The organism is Ascidiimonas meishanensis (assembly GCF_037782385.1).
GTDB lineage: Bacteria > Bacteroidota > Bacteroidia > Flavobacteriales > Flavobacteriaceae > Ascidiimonas > Ascidiimonas meishanensis.
Genome location: NZ_JBBEXD010000003.1, coordinates 525,290 through 551,717, shown reverse-complemented (window position 1 = coordinate 551,717; position 26,428 = coordinate 525,290). Strand labels below are relative to the sequence as shown.

14 protein-coding genes are annotated in these 26,428 nt (G+C 36.7%); 6 read left to right on the top strand and 8 right to left on the bottom strand.

Going from position 1 to position 26,428, the window contains the following annotated elements; translation table 11 throughout:
* The first annotated feature begins 536 nt into the window (after positions 1-536).
* Positions 537-8,324 (top strand): SpvB/TcaC N-terminal domain-containing protein, encoded by a 7,788-nt coding sequence (locus WBG07_RS07390; protein WP_340199982.1) that lies wholly within the window; start codon positions 537-539, stop codon positions 8,322-8,324.
* Between the two features lie 68 nt (positions 8,325-8,392).
* Positions 8,393-17,620: a Tc toxin subunit A-related protein gene (locus WBG07_RS07385; protein ID WP_340199980.1), complete on the top strand. Its 9,228-nt coding sequence runs from the start codon at positions 8,393-8,395 to the stop codon at positions 17,618-17,620.
* A 14-nt stretch (positions 17,621-17,634) separates the two neighbouring features.
* Here the strand turns inward: WBG07_RS07385 and WBG07_RS07380 are convergent, their stop codons facing one another.
* Together WBG07_RS07380 and WBG07_RS07375 are read right to left on the bottom strand one after the other, a co-directional pair.
* Positions 17,635-18,006, bottom strand: coding sequence for a DUF2237 family protein (locus tag WBG07_RS07380; RefSeq protein WP_340199978.1), 372 nt, complete (start codon positions 18,004-18,006; stop codon positions 17,635-17,637).
* Between the two features lie 30 nt (positions 18,007-18,036).
* Complete coding sequence (locus WBG07_RS07375; RefSeq protein ID WP_340199976.1) at positions 18,037-18,258, bottom strand: hypothetical protein; 222 nt, start codon at positions 18,256-18,258, stop codon at positions 18,037-18,039.
* A 294-nt stretch (positions 18,259-18,552) separates the two neighbouring features.
* On the opposite strand from WBG07_RS07375, the gene WBG07_RS07370 reads away from it, so the two are divergent.
* Positions 18,553-18,912: a DoxX family protein gene (locus WBG07_RS07370; protein WP_340199975.1), complete on the top strand. Its 360-nt coding sequence runs from the start codon at positions 18,553-18,555 to the stop codon at positions 18,910-18,912.
* Here the strand turns inward: WBG07_RS07370 and WBG07_RS07365 are convergent.
* Both WBG07_RS07365 and WBG07_RS07360 read right to left on the bottom strand, forming a co-directional pair.
* A complete protein-coding gene (locus WBG07_RS07365; protein ID WP_340199974.1) occupies positions 18,909-19,286 on the bottom strand; it encodes a DoxX family protein in 378 nt (125 codons plus the stop codon). The two genes, WBG07_RS07370 and WBG07_RS07365, sit on opposite strands and share 4 nt — an antisense overlap.
* Positions 19,287-19,376: 90 nt before the next feature.
* On the bottom strand, positions 19,377-19,541 hold the full coding sequence (locus WBG07_RS07360) for a Lacal_2735 family protein (protein ID WP_340199972.1): 165 nt from the start codon (positions 19,539-19,541) through the stop codon (positions 19,377-19,379).
* A gap of 245 nt (positions 19,542-19,786) precedes the next feature.
* Between WBG07_RS07360 and WBG07_RS07355 the strand changes: the two genes are divergently transcribed.
* From WBG07_RS07355 to WBG07_RS07345, 3 genes are read left to right on the top strand one after another with little or no spacing between them, the layout of a single operon-like run.
* The gene (locus WBG07_RS07355; protein WP_340199970.1) at positions 19,787-19,930 is read left to right on the top strand and encodes a hypothetical protein; all 144 of its coding nucleotides are present in this window, start codon (positions 19,787-19,789) and stop codon (positions 19,928-19,930) included.
* Between the two features lie 51 nt (positions 19,931-19,981).
* Entirely contained in the window at positions 19,982-20,104 is a 123-nt protein-coding gene (locus tag WBG07_RS07350; RefSeq protein ID WP_340199968.1) for a hypothetical protein, read from the top strand.
* A 12-nt stretch (positions 20,105-20,116) separates the two neighbouring features.
* A complete protein-coding gene (locus WBG07_RS07345) occupies positions 20,117-20,245 on the top strand; it encodes a hypothetical protein (protein WP_340199966.1) in 129 nt (42 codons plus the stop codon).
* A gap of 186 nt (positions 20,246-20,431) precedes the next feature.
* Here the strand turns inward: WBG07_RS07345 and WBG07_RS07340 are convergent, their stop codons facing one another.
* The 4 genes from WBG07_RS07340 to WBG07_RS07325 all read right to left on the bottom strand — a co-directional run bounded on the left by WBG07_RS07340 (position 20,432) and on the right by WBG07_RS07325 (position 26,422).
* Complete coding sequence (locus tag WBG07_RS07340; RefSeq protein ID WP_340199964.1) at positions 20,432-20,614, bottom strand: CPXCG motif-containing cysteine-rich protein; 183 nt, start codon at positions 20,612-20,614, stop codon at positions 20,432-20,434.
* 158 nt (positions 20,615-20,772) lie between these two features.
* Positions 20,773-22,098 carry a TolC family protein gene (locus WBG07_RS07335; protein WP_340199963.1) on the bottom strand — a complete coding sequence of 442 codons (1,326 nt, stop codon included), beginning with the start codon at positions 22,096-22,098 and terminating at the stop codon, positions 20,773-20,775.
* On the bottom strand, positions 22,082-25,288 hold the full coding sequence (locus tag WBG07_RS07330; protein ID WP_340199962.1) for an efflux RND transporter permease subunit: 3,207 nt from the start codon (positions 25,286-25,288) through the stop codon (positions 22,082-22,084). The genes WBG07_RS07335 and WBG07_RS07330 overlap by 17 nt, the downstream gene beginning before the upstream one ends.
* Positions 25,289-25,291: 3 nt before the next feature.
* Complete coding sequence (locus WBG07_RS07325) at positions 25,292-26,422, bottom strand: efflux RND transporter periplasmic adaptor subunit (protein WP_340199961.1); 1,131 nt, start codon at positions 26,420-26,422, stop codon at positions 25,292-25,294.
* Between the last annotated feature and the right edge of the window lie 6 nt (positions 26,423-26,428).

Genomic DNA, 26,428 nt, shown 5'->3' with positions numbered 1-26,428 from the left:
TCCATCATTTATTAAGCCTCTTATGGAGTGGAATTCATTGATGATTTTAGAACTTCGAGACTTAAAATCTGTATTCTATTCTTAGTAATGCCTCGTATTAGATTTTGCCATCGTACTATTAACCTCCATAATTGTTAAATTATCGGAAAATCACCCATAGATTAAACAGGAAAAAACCCTTTGTTTTCGTCTAAATAATCACTAACTTTATAGTAATACTTTCAACCTATAGATTATTTTGACGAAACTTAATATCGATGGCGATATTAACAACCTATGTTTTAGTTAAATCATAAAAAATATGACTCTTTTACTAGAATAAAGGTTAGAAAAATTAAGGTTCCTACAATGGTTATTCCATTGAAAAACATCCCCCCTTTTAAGTAAACAAAAGACAGGAATCTAATGTTTACAGAACACATAACAAATTATTATTTAAGGTAATAAGCCTTATAGAATTGGTAATCAGGAAAGATGATAGCAAATCATAGTGCTATAACTCATTCGTGATTCACCTACCTAATAATTAAGGATAGATGAGCCAACAAAACCAAAACACACCCTCATCCTCTGAGTTTTTTAAAACAGATAGAGGAAAATCAGAATCTATTGCCATTGAGGCTCCCTCCATAAACTTACCAAAAGGAGGTGGCGCCATAAAAGGAATTGATGAAAAATTCTCTGTAAACGCGGTTAACGGAACTTCAGGTTTTTTCATCCCGCTTCCTTTTTCTAATGCCAGAGGTGCTACGCCTTCTCTGGATGTTTCTTACAATTCTGGTAGTGGAAACAGCATTTTTGGGCTAGGTTGGAATTTAAACCTTACCTCTATTAAACGTAAAACAGCTAAAGAACTCCCGCAATATCTTGACACTATTGATTCTGATACTTTCATTTTTTCAGAAAGCGAAGATCTTGTTCCAGAGTTTAAAAAAAACTTAGATGGATCTTTCCAAACAAATTTGGACGGCGATTTTATAATCAAAGAAGAAGATGCATCTGATGGGTTGCACATCATAAGATATTATAAACCTAGAATTGAAGGTGCATTTGCCCGCATGGAACGTTGGCAAGAAAAACTTACCGGGATTTTTAAATGGCGTATTATTTCAAATGATAATACAACTTCTTTATTTGGATGGAGTGTAAATTCGAGAATTGCGAATCCTGGTCAGCCAACTCAAATATTTGAATGGCTGCCTGAATTTGTGTTTGACGACAAAGGCAATTGTTCCCGATATTTTTACAAAAAGGAAAATTCAGATGGATTTGACACCTTATTACTCCATCATAAAAACCGGCTAAAAGATGGGAGTCTAACCTATACAAATACCTATCTTGAGAAGATTTGTTATGGAAATAAGACCCCCTACAAAAATTTTGGTGATGCCTTTCCTCTTAGTACCAACTTTTTATTTTCTACCGTATTTGACTATGGGGAGTATGATGAAAACAGTCCTTTTGAGAAAATTAAGGACTGGGACTTTAGACCTGATGCTTTTTCTAATTATAAGCCCGGTTTTGAAATTCGCACCACCAGACTTTGTAAAAGAGTACTGCTGTTTCACCATTTTACCAATGCCAATGAATATGAAGGTCTGGTAAAATCGGTAAATTTCTCATACGATTTAGGAATAGAAGAAGATTTTACCTTTCTAAGTAGTGTTACTATTTTGGGTTATATCAAGAGGAATGATGGCTCCTATTCCACTAAAAGTCTTCCCTCTTTAGAATTTACGTATCAACAGCATGATTGGAATACCGAAATTAAACAGCTAAATTCAGAAGAACTTGAGAATGCGCCTGTTGGTCCCTTTCAGACGCCCTACCAATTTACAGATTTATTCAATGAAGGTTTATCTGGAATACTTACCGAACAAGCCTCTGGATTGTATTACAAACATAATCTAGGTGATGGCAACTTTGAACCCTTAAAACTTATTTCACCTAAACCCTCTTTCTCAGGAGTAGGTAACACCTTGATATTATCTGATCTAGATGCTGATGGAACCAAACAATTAATAAATTATCAAACTTCTCCGAAAGGATATTTTGAATTAAATGATGATGAAGAATGGGCCAGTTTAAAAAACTTTAAAGAGCTTCCTAATATTGATTTTAACGATGCTAATACCAGAATGCTAGATTTAAATGGAGATGGCAAACCAGATCTTCTTATTTCAGAAAACCATGTATTTAGATGGTACCCATCTAAGGGAAGAGCAGGTTTTTCGCCTTCAAAACAAACTTCCAAACCTTTTAATGAAGAAGAAGGGCCTCATTTGGTATTTGCAGATACCAAAGAAAGTATTTTTCTGGCAGATATGTCTGGAGACGGCATGACTGATATTGTTAGAATAAGAAATAGTGAAATCTGCTATTGGCCAAATCTGGGATATGGTCACTTTGGATCTAAAGTAGCACTAGATAATACTCCTGCATTTGATCATCCAGATGCCTTTAATCCAAAATATATCAAAATAAGTGATTTGGATGGCTCTGGCACGGCAGATATTATCTATCTGGGAAAAAACAAGTTTACATGTTATAAAAATCTTAGCGGTAACCGTTTTTCAATACTTCCCTTTGAAATAGATCCTTTTTCAGAAATACATGACAGGGCTGCGGTAACCATAGCAGATCTTCTGGGCACCGGATTATCTTGTATTGTCTGGTCTTCCCCTTTACCAAAAGATTCGATTACTCCTGTAAAATACATTGACCTTATGAATAGTAAGAAACCCCATATAATGGTTTCTTATAAGAATAATATGGGAAAAGAGGTGTCACTAGAGTACACCCCATCTACCAAATTCTATTTACAAGATAAAGCAGCAGGAAAACCTTGGGTAACTAAACTTCATTTCCCGGTATATTGCGTTTCTAAGTCTACTATTGAAGACAAAATTGGAGGCAGTAAATACGTAAGCGAATACAGCTATCATCATGGGTATTTTGATCATGAAGAAAGAGAGTTCAGAGGGTTTGGAATGGTTGAACAAAAAGATACTGAAACCTTTGAACATTGGGTAAAAAGCGGTGCTTCTAACATTACAGAACAAACGCTTCATCAAGAGCCTGTAGTCACCAAAACATGGTTTCACACAGGAGCATTTTTGCGTAATAAAAAGATCTTAGCACAATTTGAAGATGATTATTGGTACAATGAAATAGCGCGGCAGGGGTTTCTGGTTTCACATCCGGAAGTGGCATTGCCAGATGCACGTATTATAGCGGCTCCAGAGATGAATATTAACACGATCTCTAATCTGTCAGCAGATGAGCTAAGAGAAGCCTACAGAGCATGTAAAAGCATGCCGCTCCGCTCAGAAACCTTTGCCAGAGATGCCATAGACTTTGGAAGTACAGAAGAAGCAAGAAGAAGAGAACTCACCCCATACAACGTAGAAACCAGTAATTGTATCATTGAACTGCTCCAACCAAGAGGAAAAAACAAGTATGCAGTATTCATAGTAAAAGAAAGCGAAGCCATTTCATATACGTACGAGCGAAAACCAGATGATGCACGCATTTCACATTCTTTGAATATAAAACTGGATGCATATGGAAACATTCTTGAATCGGCTTCCGTAGTATATCCCCGTCTTATAGCTGACGCTGCTTTACCAGTAGAAACTCAGCTAGAACAAGCAAAAACAAAGATCATCTATACCGAAAACAGGTATACAAATGCTATTAATACCAGTGCTGCATATAGATTGCCCATGCCTTCAGAAGTCAAAACTTTTGAATTAAAAGGCGTAGCAAAAGGCACTTCGTTTTATACTCCTCAGGATTTTGAAGAGATCTTATCAGATACATCTTCAGATAGCGCTCATTATCATGAATTAGATAAACCACTTGTAATAGGTAAGGCACAAAAAAGGCTTCTTGAGCATACCAGGTCTTTATATTATGGAAATAATTTAACTGCACCACTGCCCTTACATCAATTAGAGTCTCTGGCAATACCTTATGAAAGTTATCAATTAGCATATACCCCTGAATTATTGACAAATATATTTGGAACTCTGGTAACTGCCCCTTTACTCAGTGAAGGTAAATTTATACATAGTGAAGGAGATAATAACTGGTGGGTTCGCTCTGGCACTATTCAGTTTATTGAAGGTGTTGAGACGTTTACAGATGCTCAAAATCGTTTTTTTACACCTGTATCGCATACAGATCCGTTTGGTGCCATCACCCGAGTTACCTACTATGGCACGTACTTTATGATGGTAGATGAGACCGAAGATGCCTTAGGTAATAAAACCAGCGTAGACTCATTTAATTTCCGTACCCTTTCTGCAGAACGAATGATTGATATCAATGGAAACATCTCAGAAGGCATTAGTGATGAACTAGGAATGTTGAAAGCCATGGCCATTCTAGGGAAAGGCGCAGAAGCTGACGAACTAACCGGGCTCACAGAAATTACAGAAGTCGCAGAAAGAAATGCTGTTTTGGACTTCTTTAATTCAGGAGACTCTGTTCAACTTACCTCTAGAGCTAAAACACTATTGCAAAGAGCCTCTACACGCTTTGTCTATGATTTGGAAGCCTATCAAAATTCAGGGAAACCAGTGGTAATTTCCAGTATAAAAAGAGAACAACATTTTGTTGACAATCCAAACAGTCCTGTTCAAATTGTTTTTGAATATTCAAACGGTCTTGGAGAAGTCATCATGAAAAAGGTGCAGGCAACTCCAGGTATTGCAAAGCAAGTAACCGTAAATCCAAATGACACTATTGTAATTAATTCCGTAGACACTTCACTTTTTGTACCCAAACAATTAAGATGGATGGGGTCTGGACGCTCGGTTAAAAATAATAAAGGAAATAAAGTAAAACAATATGAGCCTTATTATTCTGTAACGCACCAATTTGAAGACTATAAGGAACTAGTAGAAAATGGGGTAACCTCCGTTTTGTATTATGACGCTGCTAACAGACTTACCAAAACAGAGATGCCAGACGGTACTTTTTCTAAGGTAGAATTTGACTCTTGGAAACAACTTCTTTACGATGCCAATGATACGCTTTTAGAAGCACCATGGTACACCAATAGAAGCAATCGCCTTATTGATGCAGAACTCATTGCCGATGGGAAAGATCCTGGTAGAGAAAAGTTAGCCGCAGACATGGCTGTAAAACATGCCAATACGCCCCAAGCACTTCATTTTGATACCCTTGGCAGAGCTATTTTAATGGTTCAGCATAATAAAGACGTTAATACATTAGCAGATGTTTTTACAGAAACCAAATCTGAGCTGGATACTGAAGGTAATCTCAGAAGTTTAACAGATGCAAGAGGTAATACTGTAATGTCTTATAAGTATAATATGCTTGGAACCATGGTGTACCAAGAAAGCATGGATACCGGGCAGCGTTGGAAATTACAAAATATCTTGGGAATGCCACTGAGAAACTGGGATGAAAGAAATCATGAATTTCAACATTTCTATGATATTTTGCAAAGACCATTGTATGCCAAGATTATGGGAGGTGATGGAACACTGCCATTAGATCATATTTTTGAAAAAACAGTTTATGGAGAAAGCCTGCTTTTACCTGGCAGAACAAACGAGGTAGCATTACAAGCGCGAAATATTCTTGGCAAACCTATACAATCATATGATACCGGCGGACTAGTAGACATGCCTGATTATAATTTTAAAGGGAAACCAATAGCGGTTACCAGAAGACTCTTTAAAAAATATAAGGAAGTAGCCAATTGGATTCCTGCCAATCTTGTTATTGACCTTGAAACAGATATATTCACTTTTACTACAGAAACAGATGCACTGGGTCGTATTTCACAGCAAATAGCACCAGATGGTAGTATTATTACTCCTTCTTACAATGAATCTGGAGTGTTGACTTCTGAAAGTGTTTTGCATCCGGGAGCCATCCAGCCAGTTCAATATATCAAAAACATTGAATACAATGAAAAAGGACAACGAGCACATATTTTGTATGGGAATGATGTTAGCACCCATTTTTATTATGACAAGCAAACTTTTCGTTTAACCAGAATTGAAAGCAAACGTCAAAATAATGATCCTTTACAGGACTGGAGATATACCTTTGATGGTGTTGGTAATGTCACACACATTGAAGATAGAAATATTCCACAGGTTTTTTTCAATAATCAAAAAGTTACAGGTATAGCTACGTACACCTATGATGCTCTTTACCAATTAGTGGAAGCAACGGGAAGAGAAAATGACTCCGTAGCCAGTTTTGACAATAAGGATAAATGGAGAGATGACGCTTTTATGCATCAAATGAATCCGGGAGACCCTATGGCCGTGCGTAACTATACGCAGACCTACGTCTACGATTCGGTTGGAAACATTAGTAGCATGCAACACGCTTCTGTGGGTAATAACTGGACAAGAACTTATAATTATCAGGCGGTTAACAACAGGCTTATCAATACACAGGCGGGAGCATTTACTTATAACTATCAGCATCATCTTCAACACGGTTTTATTACGGAGATGCCTCATTTGGAAGAACTAGCATATAATTTTAAAGAAGAATTAATTAAAAGCATCCGTCAAAAAAGAACCGATGGAGGCACCCCAGAAACCACTTGGTATCAATATGATGGAAGTGGTCAAAGACTCAGAAAAATTACTGAAAATCAAGCCGATCCCGGATTAACGCCCACTAAAAAAGAAGAACGTATTTATATTTCTGGTTATGAATTATACAAAAAACATAGCGGCACCAATGCGGGTCTAGAGAGAGAAACTCTGAGTCTTATAGATCAAGGAAAACGATTCGTGATGGTGGAAACCCGAAATGGAATTGATGATGGTAGCGAGGTAAAACTCATTCGTTATCAGTTACACAATCATTTGGGGTCTGCAGCCTTAGAATTAGATGAAAATTCCGAAGTAATCTCCTATGAAGAATACCATCCCTTTGGTACCACGGCGTATCAAGCAAAAAATGCGGCTATCAAATCGGTAGCCAAACGTTATCGCTTTACAGGAATGGAACGCGATGAAGAAACCGGACTGGAATATCACAGTGCCAGGTATTACCTACCGTGGTTAGGCAGGTGGTTAAATACAGATCCTATTGGTATAGCAGATGGCGTAAACCTTTATGCATATGCAGGAAACAACCCTGTGATGCATTCAGATACTAGCGGTACACAAGCCAGACCACAAATGGGTTTTTGGGAATTACCTGTTTACCAGACAAATGTAACTGCTACTTATAGCTCACGAGGTATTTCACAGAATCTTAGATATAGGATGACGGGTGTTTACCGAATCTGGACCGGAGATTACACATCTAAAGTAGATGTAGGACATATGGGAAAACCCTTTGTTTTGCTAAGATCTGGCGAGGTTTCCCCAGTTGGACCCCAACTTGCTAGTGAAAATAGAAGTGATGGAGGAGGTACTGTTAGAAGTCTTGCAGCAACCGAAAGAGCAGCAGGACGTTATACAAGAACGGGGGGTAATGATATGACTCCAAGCGGAATTGCATCTAAAGGGCGACGCAATCCGCCTAATCCACTTCCGCCAGCCCTAAGAGATTCAAGATTAGTTCGCATTGGTTCTGCAGCTAGTCCACCACAGCAAACACCTGCAATAACACTACCTGCATCATCAACCCCTTCAGCGCCATCTAATGCAACAGCATCTGCCACTCCTAGGCAATTGTCTTTTGACTTTAGCAGCAGATCATCATCGGCGAGCAGTACACCAGCCACGCCCAGACCACCAGCACCAAGACCACCGGCACCTACTCCATCTTTAACCTCAAGGGTAGGATCTGCTGTTAGAGGAGCTGCCTCATCCACAGCTAGTTTTGTTTCAAGAAACAGGGGCGCAGTAGCAAGTACAGGAGCAGCAGCTACCGCCAGAGCAGTTGGTGGAACACTCGTACGAGGATTGGTACCTGGTGCAGCCGAAGCTGCCGAAGCTGCTTCAGTAGTCAGATCAGTTGGCGGAGTAGGTAATGCCGCAAGATTAGCCGTACAACCCGTAGTGACTGCTGGTAGAACTGTGGCAACAGCTGCCGCAAGTGCAAGTGGTACAGTAGTGGCAGGAGCTGCAGTAACCGTCGTAGCAGCAGGTGCTACGGGAGCAATTGTTGGAGACGTAGTAGAAGAACATGTAACTGAAGCTACCGGCAGTAGAGAAGTAGGTGTTGCCGCCGGAACAGCGGCAGGAGCAGCATCCGGTGCATTAGTAGGAGCCGCAATTGGATCTGTAGTGCCAGGATTAGGTACTGCAGCAGGTGCTGTTATTGGAGGAGCAGCTGGAGCTATAGGAGGATTTATAACCTCTTATTGGTAAACACTAGGCTAATTTGAAAAAGATAAACTATAAAATAAAATTCTTTAACCATCATAAAAGAAAACATCATGGCAACAACAATCAAAAATCAGCAAATAAATAGCATACTCGGTAAAGTTATCAACACCAGTGGGAAACCAGTAATTGGGGTAAACGTTTCGGTATACGATGCCGATATGCGTTCATGGCAGTTACTTTCAGAAACAGCTACGGATAAAAATGGGAACTTTGAACTTTCATGGCAACACAGCCAGCTAAAAGGTAGAGGAAAGAAAACTGCCGATCTGGCTTTTAAAATATTTACGACGATTCATAAAAAAGAACTTTATAAATCTACTACCGAAGATATCCGTTTTAATGCGAGTAAAAGAGAAGTGTTTACCCTTGTTGTTTCAACCTCCTTTCTTCCTGAAGAAATAGAGTTTGACAGATTAGTTAAAGATGTTTCTTTTCTAGCTGGTAAAGTTGCCATTGCCACACTAGAAGAATCAAATAAAAATAAAGATGTTACCTTTTTATCTCGTGAGCTCAATGAATTTCCAGACAAAATAGAACACCTTGCTGTTGCACACCGACTCGAAAAAAAGACCAAAATGGCCGCGGCCTTCTTCTATGGTCTATTTAGAAAAAACACCCTGCTTTTCAATGAAGCGGGTTCAACACTAAAAGCTAGAGCAAGTGTCGCAATCAATAATAACGACCAAATACTCCTTTACGATATTGCACTTACAGCCCATGAAAAAATACAAAAAGATATAGAGGAGGCTGCTCAGGAAATGATCATTTCTTCGGATGTTCTTAAAAATCTAGATGGTTACTTAAAATTACTTTCTTCATACGAACAACAAGCAAATACCTATTACGAAAAAGAGCATTCAGAAAAAGCAATTAATATTCTAAGCAATGCCCTAAACACTAAAAAAATAAAGGAAATTCAAGATATATTCACTCAACACAAGAATGATCCTTTAAAGATTCTAGATCAAATTACTGATCCTAGCCTATTTGAAACCGGAAAACGATCTAAAAAAACAAAGCAAACAAACAAACTTTTAGATCTTAAAGGTTTTGAAGCTAAAATCATTAAAAAAGTAGCCAAATCACGTGGTATTAAAAAACCACAAGCAATCAGAGAATTGGCGAAACTAAATACAAAAGAGTGGGTTAAAGAAATAAGCAAAGTACAACCTAATTTAAATGATAAGAAACTTATTGAAAGTTACGCATCAACAATTACGCGAAAGCTTGAAAAAGAATATCCCACATTAGCATTTACAGCACAATTAGAAAGAGCAAAAAAGCCAGTACTGGAAAACCAAAAAAAGATTGTTGCTTTTTTAAATAAAAATGAGGATTTTGACCTTCAAAAAGATTCAATTGACCCCTACTTAAAAGCTAAAAAAGTTTCCAAAAAAGACCATGAAGCTATTTCGGGCGAACTAAAATCAATCCAACGAATTTTCAAGCTTGCGCCCAATTATTCAAAAACCATGGCATTGCGTAAAGAAAAGATCCATTCGGCTTATGCAATTACCTCTATAGGATCACATAGGTTTGTAAATGAAATAGCACCCAAAGCTGGAATTGGCAAAATTGAAGCGGAAGAAATCTATGCAAAAGCCGAAAACCGAAATACGGCTGCCATGCTGCTCATAGGAGAATTGCAGGACAGCATGAGTATTCTGGATATTGCTTCTTTTGAAACGGATTCATTGGCTCTTAAACTGGAAGCAGTGAGTAACGACTTTCCTAATCTCAAGTCGCTCTTCAAACTTACCGATACCTGCGAATGTGAACATTGCAGATCTGTATACAGCCCAGCAGCATACCTCGTAGAAATTCTGCAATTTATAAACAACCGTAGTGTGGTTGCTGGTAATGCCAAAACAGAACTTTTTTCTAGAAGACCAGACTTGGGAGAAATAGATTTGAGCTGTGCCAATGCCAATACACCTGTAAAGTATATTGACCTAGTTTGTGAATTGCTGGAAGAATTAATCGCACCAGATCAAGGGATAGACTACAACGGTGTGCTTTCTGATGGAACAGACCCGCTTAAAGGTAAAATAGCTGGTGCGCTCTATGATGCTTTAATCCTTGCGAAACTTCCGGTGACCAAAGATGCTCAAATATTTGAAACTGAATCAAATGTTTCATCCACTACATTACCGCATTACCTAAGAGATACCAAACTGGTATGCAAAATTGTAAATACAGGAGGAAACAACTATAAAATTTATCAACTTAGGCAAACACTTTCTTCTGCTGAAGAGTTAGATGCAGCGCCAGAATATGTAAACTCAAATGCTTACGAAGAGCTTAAAAAAAGAACCTATGCTTTTGGGCTTCCTTTTGATTTAGACCATACAGAGGCAAAAGCATATCTAAAGCGGTTTGATCTGGAAAGAGCAGCTTTAATGAAAACCTTTAAAGTAGGTGCTAATCCTTCTGATGAAGTCATTGCAGCAGAAAAGCTTGGACTAACAGAATTGGAAAGAGGTATTATTACTAAAAAACCAAATCCAAATAACAATGCAGCCCAGCAAGATTATTGGAATGTTCCAGCGCCAGGAAATACCGTTTCCTATTTAAAAAAGGTAGATCAGTTTCTAGATCGTACTAATTTGACCTATACGGAATTAGATTTGCTACTTAAACTTCCCTTTATTGACACAAATGGTAATTTATTTATTAAACATAACGATCTTAGTTGTGACACTTCAGAAAAAGAAATTGAAAATCTTGATTTAGAGGTGCTAGATAGATTGCACCGCTTTCTTCGCTTACAGAAAAAAACAGGCTGGAAACATGAAGAATTAGAAGAAATTATTTCACAGTCCAACCTTGGTAAAGGTTCTTTAAACGATGCATGCCTTATTATCGCAGCTCAATTAGTAGAGATCACAGAAAAAACTAAAATCAAGCTAGAAGAGCTGCTAGGCTGTTTTGGTGAAATTCCGCATTCTATTTACGATGAAGACGCACCCAAACCTCTCTATCACAAAATTTTCCTGAACAAGGCAAAAAACGGAATTATAGAAGAGGCACTGCTTCCTGAAAAAGTAGATGGATCACAATTGATAAGTACTTTTAAAGCATATATTAGCACCTGCCTTCAAGTGAAGGAGAAAGACCTTGAATTTCTACTGCCTCTGCTAGCAGATGACAATCTTACTTTTAAAAATTTAAGTTTTCTGTTATTATTATCTAGACTTAGTAAAAAGCTAAAGCTTAAAGCAGAAGATTTTGCAGAAATCATACAATTAAGTGGAATTGACTTTTCATCTGAACCTGAGAAAGTCTTGCAATTCATTAAAATAACAGAACATTTCAAACACTCCCCTTTAAATGCGACAGCTATAAAATATATGCTGGCACATGAGGCTACTAATTTAGATGACAGAACTATTAGTGATGAAAAAATTGAAGAGCAACTAACCCTTTTAAAAGAGTCTTATGAGGAAATTTTAGAAACACACAAATCTCTTTTTGATGAGAATCTATCTGCAACAGAACAACAAGAAAACCTTAATAATACCCTTGCAGCCCTAGAAGGTGTTTCTGAAGAAGATGTAAAAACCATACTTAAATTTTTAGAGAGAGACTGGACAGATGTTACTGATGCCGCAGGTGCAAAGACCTTTATTGATGATCATTTTAATGTTGAAATAAACCGCCTCCCAATTAATGCCGCTATAGATGCACTAAATGCACTTCCTGTTAACGCAAATTCTGATGCAGAGCAAAAAGATTTAGTGCAAGCACTTTTAGATGAAATAGCGCTATTTAATATCAAAAAAGAAAAACAATTAGAACTTGAACGCATTATTTCAACCGCTTTTAATGCTGATCTGGCAATTACCAAAGTGATTTTAGAAAATGCAATGCTGAAGCAACCTGCTCCTGGGACTGATAAAATAGCGGTTTTGCTTGCAGATTCTTTTAACAATGCCGTAAGTGCTATTAATTATCCGAAGCAATATGGAGCCTTGCGATTACTACACAAAATGTTCCCCCTAGTTGAGGCATTTGAAATGGATGAAGAAAGTCTGGCATGGTTTCTTACCAATAATGAAGCCCTAAATTGGCTTGAGTTTGACAAACTCCCTTATGAAGCTGGGCATGTAGCCATTGCCTTTTCAGACTATATTGATTTTTGTCGTATCGCTGCATATCATAGCGAACTTAATCCAGTGGTTAATCCGGTAGATGCTGAAAACCCTGTAACGTTCTTTACTATTGCAGATATGCTAACATCTCCTGCAAATCGGGATGCTTTTCTTACAGCAATGTCTGTTCTTACTGGGTATGAAAAAACCGATTTAGATGCTGTTGATGCTTATAGATTTGCTGCGTTTGATAGCACGCTTTACCGGAATCCGGAAAATTGGAAACTATGGCTAGATTCCGCAGAAATCATACGAACTTCTGGTGCCTCTCTTGAGCAAATTAAAACATATATCAAACCTACGCTAACTAGTACAGAAGCCAATGACTTACGTGCTACGTTGAAATCAAGGTATGATGAAAGTACCTGGCTTAGTACACTTAAAGAAATTATGGATGCCATTCGCCTTCAAAAAAGAGATGCGCTTGTTACCTATTTGCTGGCTACTAATCCAGAGATGAAAGATGAGAATGATCTTTATGATTATCTTTTAGTTGATGTACAAATGGAAGCCTGTATGCCATCTTCAAGAATTGTTCAGGCACATGGAAGCATTCAGCTTTTTGCACAAAGATGTCTAATGGGGTTAGAACCAGATGCTATTGCAGATTTGGAAGATGATCCTAATTGGGAACAATGGAAATGGATGAAAAACTACCGGGTATGGGAAGCAAACCGGAAGGTATTTCTTTATCCAGAAAATTGGTACGATGTTACTCTAACCGATGATAAGTCGTATTTGCTTGATGAATTTATTAATGAAATCCAACAAAACGAACTTACCAATGATTCTGCCGAAGAAGCTTTAAAGAAGTATCTGGAAAAACTAGATGAAATTGCATTTCTGGAAGTAATGGCAACTTGGTATGATCCTAAGGTGAAAAATATGCATGTTTTTGCTCGCACTAAAGGAGGAGATCCTAGTATTTATTATTATCGCCGATTTGAAAAAGAACGTTATTGGACTCCTTGGGAAAAAGTAGAACTAGAAATAACTGGAGACCATTTGTTAGCATTTATGCGTAATAATAGATTACATCTTTCTTGGCCTGTGTTTACAGAGGAAGCAGATCCAAATCAAGGAGCGGCGCTACCAGATCAATCTAGCACTGCAGAACAGCCTATTGCCAAACCTCGTAAAAAGCTAAAAATACAACTCGCAATAAGCGAATATGCAAATCAACAATGGCAACCTAAACGGGTATCTCACGAAGGTATTAGTACTCCTCAAGAATACACTACTGATAGTGATTATTTTGACAAAAAAAGTTACAACCTGTTGTTTTCTGAATTCACAGATCAAATACTAGTTGTGAGAAGTACTTTTGACGATATAGATTACCATGAATTAAATGGTGTTTTTGATATTACGGGATGTAAAGGATACCCAGAACTTATTGCCGAAGGAAGTCTCTCTTTTCCTGATTTTTATCCTGATTTTAAAGATGCTGAACTGAAGGCACAACGCTATTTTGAAAGACCTAACTGGCCCAATTCTCAACCAAGAGTAAACCCAGACGATCTCTCAATTAGAAACGGACTCTCTATTTTCCTTTTCTACGAACTATTGGATAAAACTCCAGGTAAATTTAGAATAAGCTATCCACATCAATTCACCTCACTAGACTTTATTGCTTTGATGGTTCAACTTTTCATCAGGTTACTTATTGGTATCGTAGTGAGAGATAAACGTTATGGGTTCAAGCTTCCATTAGGCACACTGCTCCCTTATTTTAAAGAAGACAGTAACCATAGTTATGTTATTATTCCCGGTTTTTATAAAAAAGACAGTGAAACCAATATTCCCGGAGCAGCTTCTGTTAGAACCCTAAATGACAGTGAAAAACGAACCGCATCAGATGTATTTACACTTATTGAAGATATTCAAAATTGGTTTAAAAAGATAAGTGCTGAATTTGATGAAACACCACCAGCAAATGATGATGCAGCAATTCAAACGATAATTAATGATGCTGATTTTCAGAATATCTTAATGGAAATTTCCAAATATGAAACCCTGGATTTTGTTTTCAATTTTCTTATTGGAAATACAGGAGATGCAGAGTTTGATGACTGGATTAGAGAGCTTAAAGCCAGTCAAGGACTGGTATATGGAGAACAATTCAAGAATATGTACCATCCGCTGGTATGTAAACTCAGAAGCATTTTATACAAAGACGGTATTCCTGCTCTTATGAAAAGAGATACACAAACTCAGGTAACCAACTTCAATTTTAAAGATCATTATGGTCCTTCTGGCTTTGTTCCACAAACTTTTATTAAGAATGAAGACGGCTCCAAAACACTTTCCTATCCTATAGAAGATGTTGACTTCACTAGTGAAGGTAGTTATAGTGTTTATAATTGGGATTTATTTTTCCGTGTACCTTTACATATTGCTGGAAGTCTCACCAAAAATCAACGTTTTGAAGAAGCGCTTACCTGGTTTCACTATATGTTTAACCCTACAGGAGCTTTATCAGGTAACGGAGTTCAGAAATACTGGGTAACCAAACCTTTCTATCTAAACCAAGGAGCAGATTATATCGCACAGCGTATTGACACCTTACTAAATGCAGTGGCAAATCCAGCAACCCTAGAAATAAAAGAATTGGAGTTTGCTATCTCAGAATGGAGAGCCAAACCTTTTAGACCAGATGTTATCATGCGTACCAGGCCTGTTGCCTATCAAAAAGCGTTACTCATGAAGTATATTGACAATCTTGTAGAGTGGGGCGATTATCTTTTTAGGCAAGACACTATGGAGTCTTTAGCACAAGCTACGCAAATGTATATTCTCGCTGATAAATTATTAGGACCTAAACCTAGAATAGTACCTTCCGCTATCAAACAGCCCTATGAAACCTATAATCAAATGGAAGCGAAATTAGATAGCTTTGGTAATGCATTGATTGAACTAGAGAATATACTTCCCGATTTTTCAGTACTACCTGAAGCAGGCGCAGAACTTCCACCTCCACCAGTCACGCTTTCTATGTTATACTTTTGTATTCCAGGCAATGAAAATATGAATGCCTATTGGGACACCATCGCCGATAGATTATTTAAAATAAGAAATTGCCAGAATATTGACGGTGTTGAAAGGAGCCTTGCCTTGTTTGCACCTCCTATTGACCCAGGCATGTTAGTAAAAGCAGCGGCTTCTGGTTTAGACTTATCTGCTATTATTGGTGGATTAAATGCACCTACACCCTACTATAGATTTACCGTTTTATCTCAAAAAGCAACTGAACTTGCACAGGAAGTAAGGAGTCTTGGTAATTCTCTGCTCCAGGCATTGGAGAAAAAAGATGCAGAAGCGATGAGTTTGTTGCGAAGTAAGTTAGAACTCAAGGTACTCAATGCGGTTGTAGATATTAAAAAACTGCAAATAGATGAATCTAAGGAGCAAATAGAAGTATTAAAAAGAACAAAACTGGTAACTGAAGAACGAAAGTCTTACTATGAAACCATTGAAAAAATAAGCTCCAAAGAACAACTAAATTTGGATAAACTAAGTGAGGCTAACGATTATCAGTTTAAATCACAAATTGTAAAAACAGTTGCCGGAGCATTGCGTCTAGTCCCTGAATTTCATGTAGGTGCTTCCGGCTTTGGTGGTTCTCCACAGGTAGTCTTTCAGCTGGGAGGTTCTGCACTGTCTGCAGCTACCAATATTGGTGCAGACATCCTTAATATTTTAGGTTCCGTGGCGTCTTTTGAAGCAGGTAGAGCCTCTACTTTAGGAAGTTATGACCGTAGGTTTGATGAGTGGAAATTGCAGGAGCGTATTGCCGATAAAGAAATAAATAGTATTAAAAAACAAATAGCTGCGGCAGAAATAAGAAAACAAATCGCAGAAACCGATCTTAAAAATCAAGAGCTTCAAATTGAAAATGCAAAGAAAACTGATGATTTTATGCGATCTAAATTCACCAACAAAGAATTGTACGATTGGATGATAGGGCAAATTAGTTCAGTGTATTTTAAAGCCTATAAATTAACACACGACTTTGCTAAAAAAGCAGAACGGTGTTATCGTTTTGAGTTAGGAAATAATGATTCGTTTATATCATTTGGATATTGGGATAGTATGAAGAAAGGGCTGCAAAGCGCAGATCACCTAATTCATGACATCAAACGCATGGAAACTTCTTTCCTTGACAAGAATAAACGAGAATATGAAATTACTAAACATGTTTCATTAGCACAACTGGATCCTATTGCGCTAGTAGCGTTAAGAGCCTCTGGAAGTTGTGATTTTGAAATACCTGAGGTATTGTACGACATAGACCATGCAGGACAGTATTTTAGAAGAATAAAATCAATCAGTATTAGTATTCCATGTGTTGCTGGCCCCTATACTTCTGTAAGTGCCAAGTTATCATTAGTCACTAATAGATATCGTAAAAACACGAACCCAGATAACGCAGCAGCAACAGGATATGCAGAAGATCCAGGTAACGATGAGCGTTTTATTTATAATGTAGGTGCTATTCAATCTATAGCTACCAGTGCTTCACAAAATGATAGTGGTGTATTTGAACTGAATTTTAGAGATGACAGATACCTGCCTTTTGAAAATACTGGAGCCATCAGTAGCTGGCGTCTTGAATTGCCGGAGGTAGCAAAACAGTTTGATTATAAAACAATAGCAGATGCCATTATTCATGTAAAATATACGGCACGCGAGGGCGGTTCCGGACTTAAAACGATCGCAAATACAGCATTAACAGATCAATTATTTGCTATGAACCAAGGGCTTGGTGAAACCGGACTTCACGTAGCTATTAATGTTAAAAATGATCTTCCGCAAGATTGGCATTTGTTAAAAGAGAATGGTACCCTTACCATGACTTTGGAAAAATCACGCTTGCCCTATTTAGTGCAAAGTTTAACTCCTACCATTGACAATGTGTTACTCATGGCGACAGTAACAGGTAATCCAGCCAGTTTTCCTTTAGATTTAGATGGTACTCCTATAAATCTATCAAAAGTGGATGATTTGGGAATGGTGAAAGCTTCTACATCAGATATAGCTCTAGAAACTTCTTTCACACTAACTATTGCAGACGGAGATAAGGAAAATCTCGAGGAATTATTTATGATTGTGAAATATAGTTTTTAAAATTAAAGATTGAACTAAGAAGTCTTGTAACTATATTTCTTTAATAATTGAATATCAGTATAATTAAGTGCTGTTTCAGGGATAGCTTCTAGGATAATGGGAGGTGCCACTCCGGCCCTCTCTGCCTGAAGCCATCTGGAAATACATAAACACCATTTGTCTCCCTCCTTTAAACCTGGAAAATTCCAATAGGGCAAAGGAGTTGACAAATCATTACCTTTAAGTCTGGTGAATTCTAAAAAATCATTTGTTATAACCGCACATACTATATGAGTGCCAGTATCTTCTGAGATGGTACGACAGTATCCGTCTCTAAAATATCCAGTTACAGGGGCATTACAACAAGGTTCTAAAGCTGTACCTAAAACATTAAGACCTTTATGCACCAGAGATGAATTTACAATAACTCATATCTTTTAAACCAAAGGTGCTCCTTTAAGTCGCTTTTCAATAGTGCGCTTTTTAGCAGTAAGAAGTTTCATCACTTCCATAAGATAGGGGTCTTTGCTTTCCTTATAAACTTCATTGAGTTCTAAGATCAAAGCTTTTGCCTCGCGAGAAGCCTCCACTCTATCACTAGTACTCATATTTCGCATTTTCCTTCCTTCAAATTCCAATGCTCTTTCAATTAATGTCATACTAAAAATTTTTCCAAAATTAAAGAACCTAAACCAATTGGTTCTATACATTAAATATAAATTAACTAAATTTTATTTTAAAAAGGCATAATTTCTCAAAAAAAATCATTCTACAACAAAAAAAAAGCTTTAAAGTAAATTTTATGACAATTTTATTGGGTATTTGAAATTGAATTCTGCAAATTATGCTTTAAAAGTGCGTATCTTCCAAACGTCAATTTATTATCAATGAAAGCAAAATTAAATTTGATATTTGCGCAATTGAAGTAAATTATTTTTTAATTCATTCAATCTATGAAAGTCGCCCTGATAGCTACATTCATTTCTGGCATATCATTTCTTATTTACGGTTTTACTTGTATTTTAACAAAACATATGAAAGATGAATTTATTCGTTTTAAGATACCTCAGTGGCGAATCACAACTGGAATTTTACAGCTTATAGGAGGCTTAGGTCTCCTGGCAGGATTTTGGTTTTCACCTGTTTTAGCAGCAGTATCTGCTGCCGGATTATGTTTGCTTATGATCTTAGGCTTCGGAGTGCGTATCAAGATAAAAGATACGGTTCTTGCTTCTTCTCCTGCTTTCTTTTATGCAGCCTTAAATCTTTACTTGTTTATTTATTATTTCAAACTTTTTCTTTTAGCCAATTAAGGTAAGAGCTGATCCCTAAACGCAATAACTAGACACATCAATAGAAAAAGCAACGCGGGAAAAGATTTGTAAAGAGGATCTTTAATTTTAAAATGCATAACTACAGATCCTAACAATAAAAGGGTAAGTCCTAATGCACTTGGCTGTATCAAAACAGGATACCAAATACCAGCTATTAGAGCTATAGCAAGTGAAACCTTCAAAAACCCTATCAAATAGCACATCCATACGGGTAATCCATACACTTGAAACTCTTCAATGATGGTTTTTGCATCACCACCGCGCCAGCGAGTAGGTTTCTTATTTTGTATCAACCATACATTGAGGATACTTACACCAACTATAATTTGAAGTGCGATAATTAGATAATTCATTACATACATTTTGTTTGAATATAACCAAATAAAATAATATTACAAACTGATAAATCATGAAAGCATAAATAAATATTTTATCTATTTCCTTTATTCTAATTGATCTATTTGTTTCATTACCTCTTCTGCTTCAAAAACTTTCTCGTCACTTAATTTACGATTAGAAGTAGATAAACTATGCGCTTCCTTCATCAGCTTTTGATATTTAGCTTGAAGTACCTCTTTTTCTGACTTTTTCTTAAACAATCCAAACATTTCTTTTCCATTTTTAACAAGCAGGAACTTAGCAAGCTTGATTTTTTTTAAAAATACAAATGCTAAAATGATTATGAGTAAGCTTGGTAAATAATTGTAAAAGATTTAACAGGAAAGCTAGATCTTAAAAATAATTTACCCATTCTTAAGTAACCAACCCTATGTGAGTACTCCTTAGGGAAACGTAAATATTTGGCTACTAAAAGATTAATCCTTAAATTTAAGAACATTCAAAACAAAATATAATGAAATCATTAAAAAAACATTTAAATAGGCAGGTATCTCCATTGAAACTTCATCATCTTAAAGGAGGCTCAGAAACTACTGTAAATAAAGCTAAAATGGCAGATAAAGCTTTCAATAAAATAACACAATACATATCATCTTAATAAAAATCATTAATTATGAATAATCTTTTAAAATTGAAAAGCATTTCAAAAATGAAAAGCTTCCAAGTAACTGGGGGTACTAAAATAAATGAAATGCATAGAGAAACTTCGATTAATCGAGCAAAAAGTGCTTCTAAAATACACAATAAGGTAATACAACTAATGATGGCATAATTCAAATTTGAAATGGATACATTAAAAAAATCAATTGAATATTTAAGAGGCAAGCAGGCTATTAGGCTTCTAACCGCTAAAATTATTGGAGGTACAGAAACTGACGAAAGAAGGGCTGAGAAAAATCAATTTAAGATATAGCTCAAAAATGAATACAGTTTAAAAATTAAAAAACTTTCAATTACCAAAATTTACTTTAGAAAAAATTCTTGGAGGTACTAATGCTAAAAACAAGAAGCTCAGCGACATCAGATACACCAAGAAACCGCAACAAATTAAGGAGAGTAAGCAAAATAAAGTCCGTGCTCCTGTCTTAGGAGCGGGCTTTTATTGTTCTAGATTTACGGCCCTAAATTCAAGAAGTATATCATCTTCAAAAATAGGTGTAATTTCTATAGGATTACAACAGACTTCACAATCTTCCACATAGGTCTGCTGACGAATTGAACTGTCTAGTAACATAGAAATTTCTTCCCAACAATATGGGCATTGAAAAAAATGTTCTTCCAAATTTTATCGTTTTATAAAATTTCGCCTATGACAAAATATCCAAAAATAAAGCCTAAGGCAAATAACCCAACAATTAAAATAATTTTCTTGGTTTCCGGTTTCATAATTTCCATTTTATCACATTAGTAGTACCTCATATCATTTTGTTACAACCGCAATTAAAAATCTGTATTCAACAATTGGCCACTCACTTGCAGTAGTTGTAATTCTGATAATTTAGCTGTGTATTTGGCTTGATTTTTTGAAATTAACGAATTCAAGTAATTAATTTGTGCTTGTCTAAATTCAATAGAAGTAGCCTGTCCTAATTTGTAACGCTCTTCGGTTCTATCAAAATTGTCTTTGTTTACAGCAACATTTTCTTCCTGTGCCTCGAATACAAATAATGCATTTTGATAGGTTTCCCATGCATTTTTAATATCTCTTTCTATCTGGAGTTCTGTTTGTTGCTCTTGTAACTCCATATTTTCATATGCTATTTTAGCATTTCGTACCGTATTAACGGAACTTCCGCCATCAAACAAATTCCAGGTTAAATTAATTCCACCAGTAAATCCGTTAGAAGTATTTTGTATTAAAAATGCGAGCGGACTATTATTATTACTTTCATTCCAGCCATAAGAACCTGTAAGACCAACAGTAGGTAAAAAGTTACTATAACCACTTCTTACAGCCAGCATATTGATAGCCAGATTCTTTTTTAATTGCAGCATGTTTATATTATTCTCTTTAGCATTTTTATATAAATTCTGCATCTTTAAATCCGGAACAAATGCTACCGTGGTATCTACTTTAAACTCTTTTGAGAGTTCTCTATTAATTACCAAATTTAAATCTCTTTTTGTATTCTTTAGCTGTTGATTTGCGTTTAACAAATTAATACTATCTGTATTCACATCTACTCTGGCATTTAAAAGATCTAAGCCTGTATTTTGTCCATATTCTTGTAAATAGGTTGCTCTCTCTAAACGATCTTTTGAAATGGTAAGAACTTTGCGAAGGTTGGTTACATTCTCTTCCAGTCTAGCCACTTCATAATACACAGAAAACAATTGTAAAATAGTGGTTTCAATGGTCTCACGTGTTTCTAGCTCAGAAAGACCCGCCCGTTCTTTTAAAGCACGATATTCATACATTCTGCCTAACCCATCAAAAAGGGTATAATTTACATTGATGGAGGCATTGTACCTTCGGGTTTCCGCACCATCCGCAGACCTTGTATTTCCATCAGCCAATGTACCTTCTGTTGTCTGACGATCAATACTTCCTGCTGCCAGACCTGTAACTGTTGGTAGGTAACCAGAATTTAAAATACTTGCATTATTATTGGCAATTGCTTCTGTATTCCTAGCTATTTTAATCCCCAGATTACTTTCTAGCACTTCTTCTACTGCCGCTTCTGGAGTAAGGATTTCCTGTGCTTGTATAGGTGCGTAAGCTATAAGCCCTAAAACAATAAATATAGAATTAATGTACTTCTGCATACTCTTCTTCTTCTTTAAGTTCTTTAATTGCACGTTCTACCTCTTCTTCTGTAATTTTATCACCTGTTTTTAACCATTTTGCAAATACCTTAACTTTATTGCTAAAAGCAAGAAACAAGGGCAGCATTAACAAGGTGAGAAAAGTGGCAAAACCTATTCCGTAAGCAATAGAAATAGCCATTGGTTTTAAAAATTGCGCCTGTCTGCTTTTTTCAAAAATCAAGGGAGCTAAACCGGCCATGGTAGTTAAGGAAGTTAAGAAAATAGCTCGGAAACGTGCTTTCCCTGCTTCGTAAAGTGCATCATCAAATTTTAACCCTTCTCTTAGTAGCGAATTGAATTTCCCAATCAATACCAAGCCATCATTCACCATAATTCCTATTAGTGCAATGATCCCTAACATAGAAAGTGCATTTAATGAAAAATTATGGATCCAGTGACCCCAAGCAACTGCTGTTAAACTAAAGGGTATTAACAATAGCAATAATAAAGGCTGACTCATACTTCTAAACGTAAAAGCAATAGTTATATAAATCAGTAACAAAATAATTGGCCCCACCTTATTAAAAGAACTACTTAATTTTCCAGCCTCTCTATTTTGTCCTTCATAAGATGCAGTTACCGTAGGAAATCGGGATTGAATTTCTGGAATAATTTCAGCTTTCACATTATCAAGAATATCGGTAGCGCTATTTGATGGATCTTTAAGATCTGCAGTTACTTGAATTTCTCTTTTTCCAGAAAGGTGATTAATGGCTACATCTCCCCTTTCAATAGAATAATCAGCTATTTCTCCCAATGGAATCCTATCGCCAGTAGGAGTAACAATACGCATATCGTCTAAATCATTTATGGAAGCTCTGTTTTCACGATCATACCGCACCCAAACTCGTATCTCATCTTCACCTCTTTGAAAACGTTGTGCCTGTAGACCAAAGAATCCAGCTCGCACCTGATTCATAACAGAACGCACATTTAATCCTAAGAGATAGGCGTTTTCTTTTAGTTGAAGTCTTATTTCTTTTATCCCAGCCGGATCATTATCTGCAACATCTTTTAATAACGGATTTTTCTCAAGTGTTCCTTTAAGAATTTTCTTTGCGGCTTTTAATTCGTCTATATTGTTTCCTAGTAAGGACACGGAAACAGGGCTCCCTCCAAAATTACCGCCAGAACCAAAGATGAGCCTTTCCGTGCCAAATACCGGTCCAACTAACTCCCGAAGCCTATTGGCAACTAAGGAAGCATTTACTGCATCTGGTCTTTCTTCTCCCGGAAGCATGTTTATACTCAATCTGGCTGTAGAAGAACTATTAATATTACGAATGGTATTCTCAAACATTACTTTTTGAGTACCTCCAAGATATTCCTCAGTGAGTTCTTTATTTAAGTCCCATGCATGGTCTTCTATCATACTTATAATAGAATCTGTGATCTCTTCATTAGTACCTCTGGGCATTGCAAGCTCCACATTAATTTGATCACTTGCTATACTTGGAAATAAGGTTACGCCTATAATCCCGCCTCCAATAGAACCTATAGTGAGAATAAAGGCTGCTACAAAAACACCAAACATTAAGAGCTTGTTCTTTATGGTAAACTTAAGCAAGGGAGCATATGAATTATCGCGAAGCCAAACCATCACTTTATCACCGTATTCATTTACACCACGCATCTTTGCAAAGAATTTTGCAATCCCTTTTTTGGGTTTATCATTTTTAGGCTGTAGTGCTTTACTATGGGCAAGGTGGGCAGGTAATATAATAAGTGCTTCAATTAATGAAACGGATAAAGTAAGAATTACAATTACAGCCACCTCACTAAAGAACTCGCCAATTCTACTATCTAAAAAGAGGAAGGTAGAAAAAGCTAGCAGCGTGGTAATTATAGCAGAAACAACAGGGGGTATCACTTCCATGGTTCCATCAATTGCTGCTTCTATTGGTTTCTTTCCTTTCTCGTAATGCTGATAGATATTCTCTGCGATGACAATTCCATCATCTACCAGAATACCAATTACGATAATCATTCCAAAAAGTGAAAGAACATTAATAGTAACATCAAACTGCCCTGCAAAAATAAACATCCCTAAAAAGGAGATTGGCAAGCCAAATGCTACCCAAAAAGCAAGTCTGGTATTAAGAAACACCGAGAGAAATGCAAGTACCAACAACATCCCAGTAATAGCATTCTTAGTAAGTAACTCTGTTCTTTGTACCAATGTGATAGAAAGATCTCTTACTACATCTAATTTGATATTATTGTATTTCTGATTAAATTCTTCTATATATTCTTTTACTTTATCTGCCGAAGAGATGAGGTCTTCACTATTGGTACTAACTACGGTTACGTTTACAGAAAGATTCCGGTCATAATAGCTTGCGTTAGGACTTTCAGAAAATCTATCACGAAGAATTGCTACATCTTTTAAGTATACCGTATTACCAGAAGGATCTGCTTTCACCACAAGATTTGAAAGTTCATCTGCATAGTAATTACGAGCGTTGGCTCTAATAAGGTATTCTTCAGTGGCCGTTTTAATATTTCCTCCAGTCACAAGAATATTTGCATTACCTACGGCTAGTGCCACATCATTAAATGTCATTCCGTAAGCAAGTAATTTATTTTCATTAACTGCTATTTCAATTTCTTCTTGCGGATACCCTGTGATATCTATCTGTGAAATTCCATCGATACCACGCAATTCATTCTCTATTTGCTGCCCTATTTGTTTTAAGGTTGCTAGTGGAATGTTCTCGCCGCTTACAGCAAAAGAAATAGTAGGACGCGTTTCTTCTCGTTTCGCCACAATTAAAGGTTCCATACCTGTAGGGAAGGAAGGGACACGATCTACCGCGTTCTTAACTTCAAGAAGCATGAAATCAATATTTCTACCCTTTTCTATTTCTACGGTGATTACCCCAGAATTTTCTGAAGAACTGGAGGTAACTCTATCTATACCGTCAAGCCCTTTAAGGTTCTCTTCAATTTTCAATACTACCCCTTCCTCTATTTCCATAGGAGATGCTCCGGGATAAGCTATGGTAATATTGATGATTTTAGATTCTACTAATGGAAAAAAAGAGGATTTTAATGACCACATTCCAATAAGACCAAAAACCAAAAACGCCAGAATAACCACATTTACAGCAACATGGTATTTTATAAAATAACTTATAATTTTTCGCATGGCTTATTCAGGTTTGTTGGATTCTTTCTCCTCATATATTTTAACCAACATGCCAGGGTATGCGCCAGGAACAGGTCTTCTAAGCATGATGGTTCCTTCTTTTGCCCCTTTAAGTACCACTGTTTTATCTGAAAAATACACAGGCACTACATCCATCACATCTAGTAAGCTGTCTTTTACCACAAAAATTTGATTTTCTTCACTGAGTAAATCACGGGAGATCTCTATGGCGTCTTGTTCTTCTCTTGCATTTAATGCGGCTTCCAGATACATTCCCTCTTTAAGATTTTCACCTTTTACTTCTACAAAAGCACTTACGGTTTGAGTTTGTTGATCTACTTTTCCATTTACTCTAATTACCTTTCCAACCCAGTTCATCTGATTTCCTAAATCGGTAAGCTTTACTTCTTTACCTACCTTCAATAGGTTGCCTACAGATTTGTTAACTGCCACTTCTATTTCATATACTGTAGGATCAATAAATTCACCTAATTGTTGACCGCTTCGCACTAAGGTACCCTCTGTAACCAATGATTCCGTAAGAATTCCGTTAAAAGGGGCGGTAATCGTATATTTTCCCAAACGCTGTTCTGCATTTTTTACATTGTAATATGCAGGAATAATTCCGCGTCCATTAATAAAATAGCGCTCTTTATCTGAGGTCATTTCCGGTAATTCTGGAGTTACTTTGTTTAAATCAAAACTGGTAAGGTAGGCCTGCCATTTTGGGAACACCTCTGGATAGTCTAATCTAATATCTGGCATAGCTGCTGCAATTAGATTATAAAGATTGCTTTTTTGAGACTGTACCCCCGCATAAAATTCAGAAGCATCCATCCTAACCAATGTTTGACCTTTGGTAAATGATTGCCCTTCCTTAAACGGTTTGCTGCTACCTTTAAAGATCCCTTGAACTTCTGTAAACAATTCAATTCTGTTTTTAGCGGTTAAGTTTCCATTAGACTTAATAATAATAGGGATGGTACCATTATTTACCGTATCTATAAATACGGTCTTCATTACCTTATCTATACGTGGTTTAGGTTTTTTTTTGGAAGCAATTAGTGCTTTCGCCGCAAAAATAGCTCCTACTATAAGTAAGATGCCGAGAATTGCATTAATAATTTTACGCATGGGTGG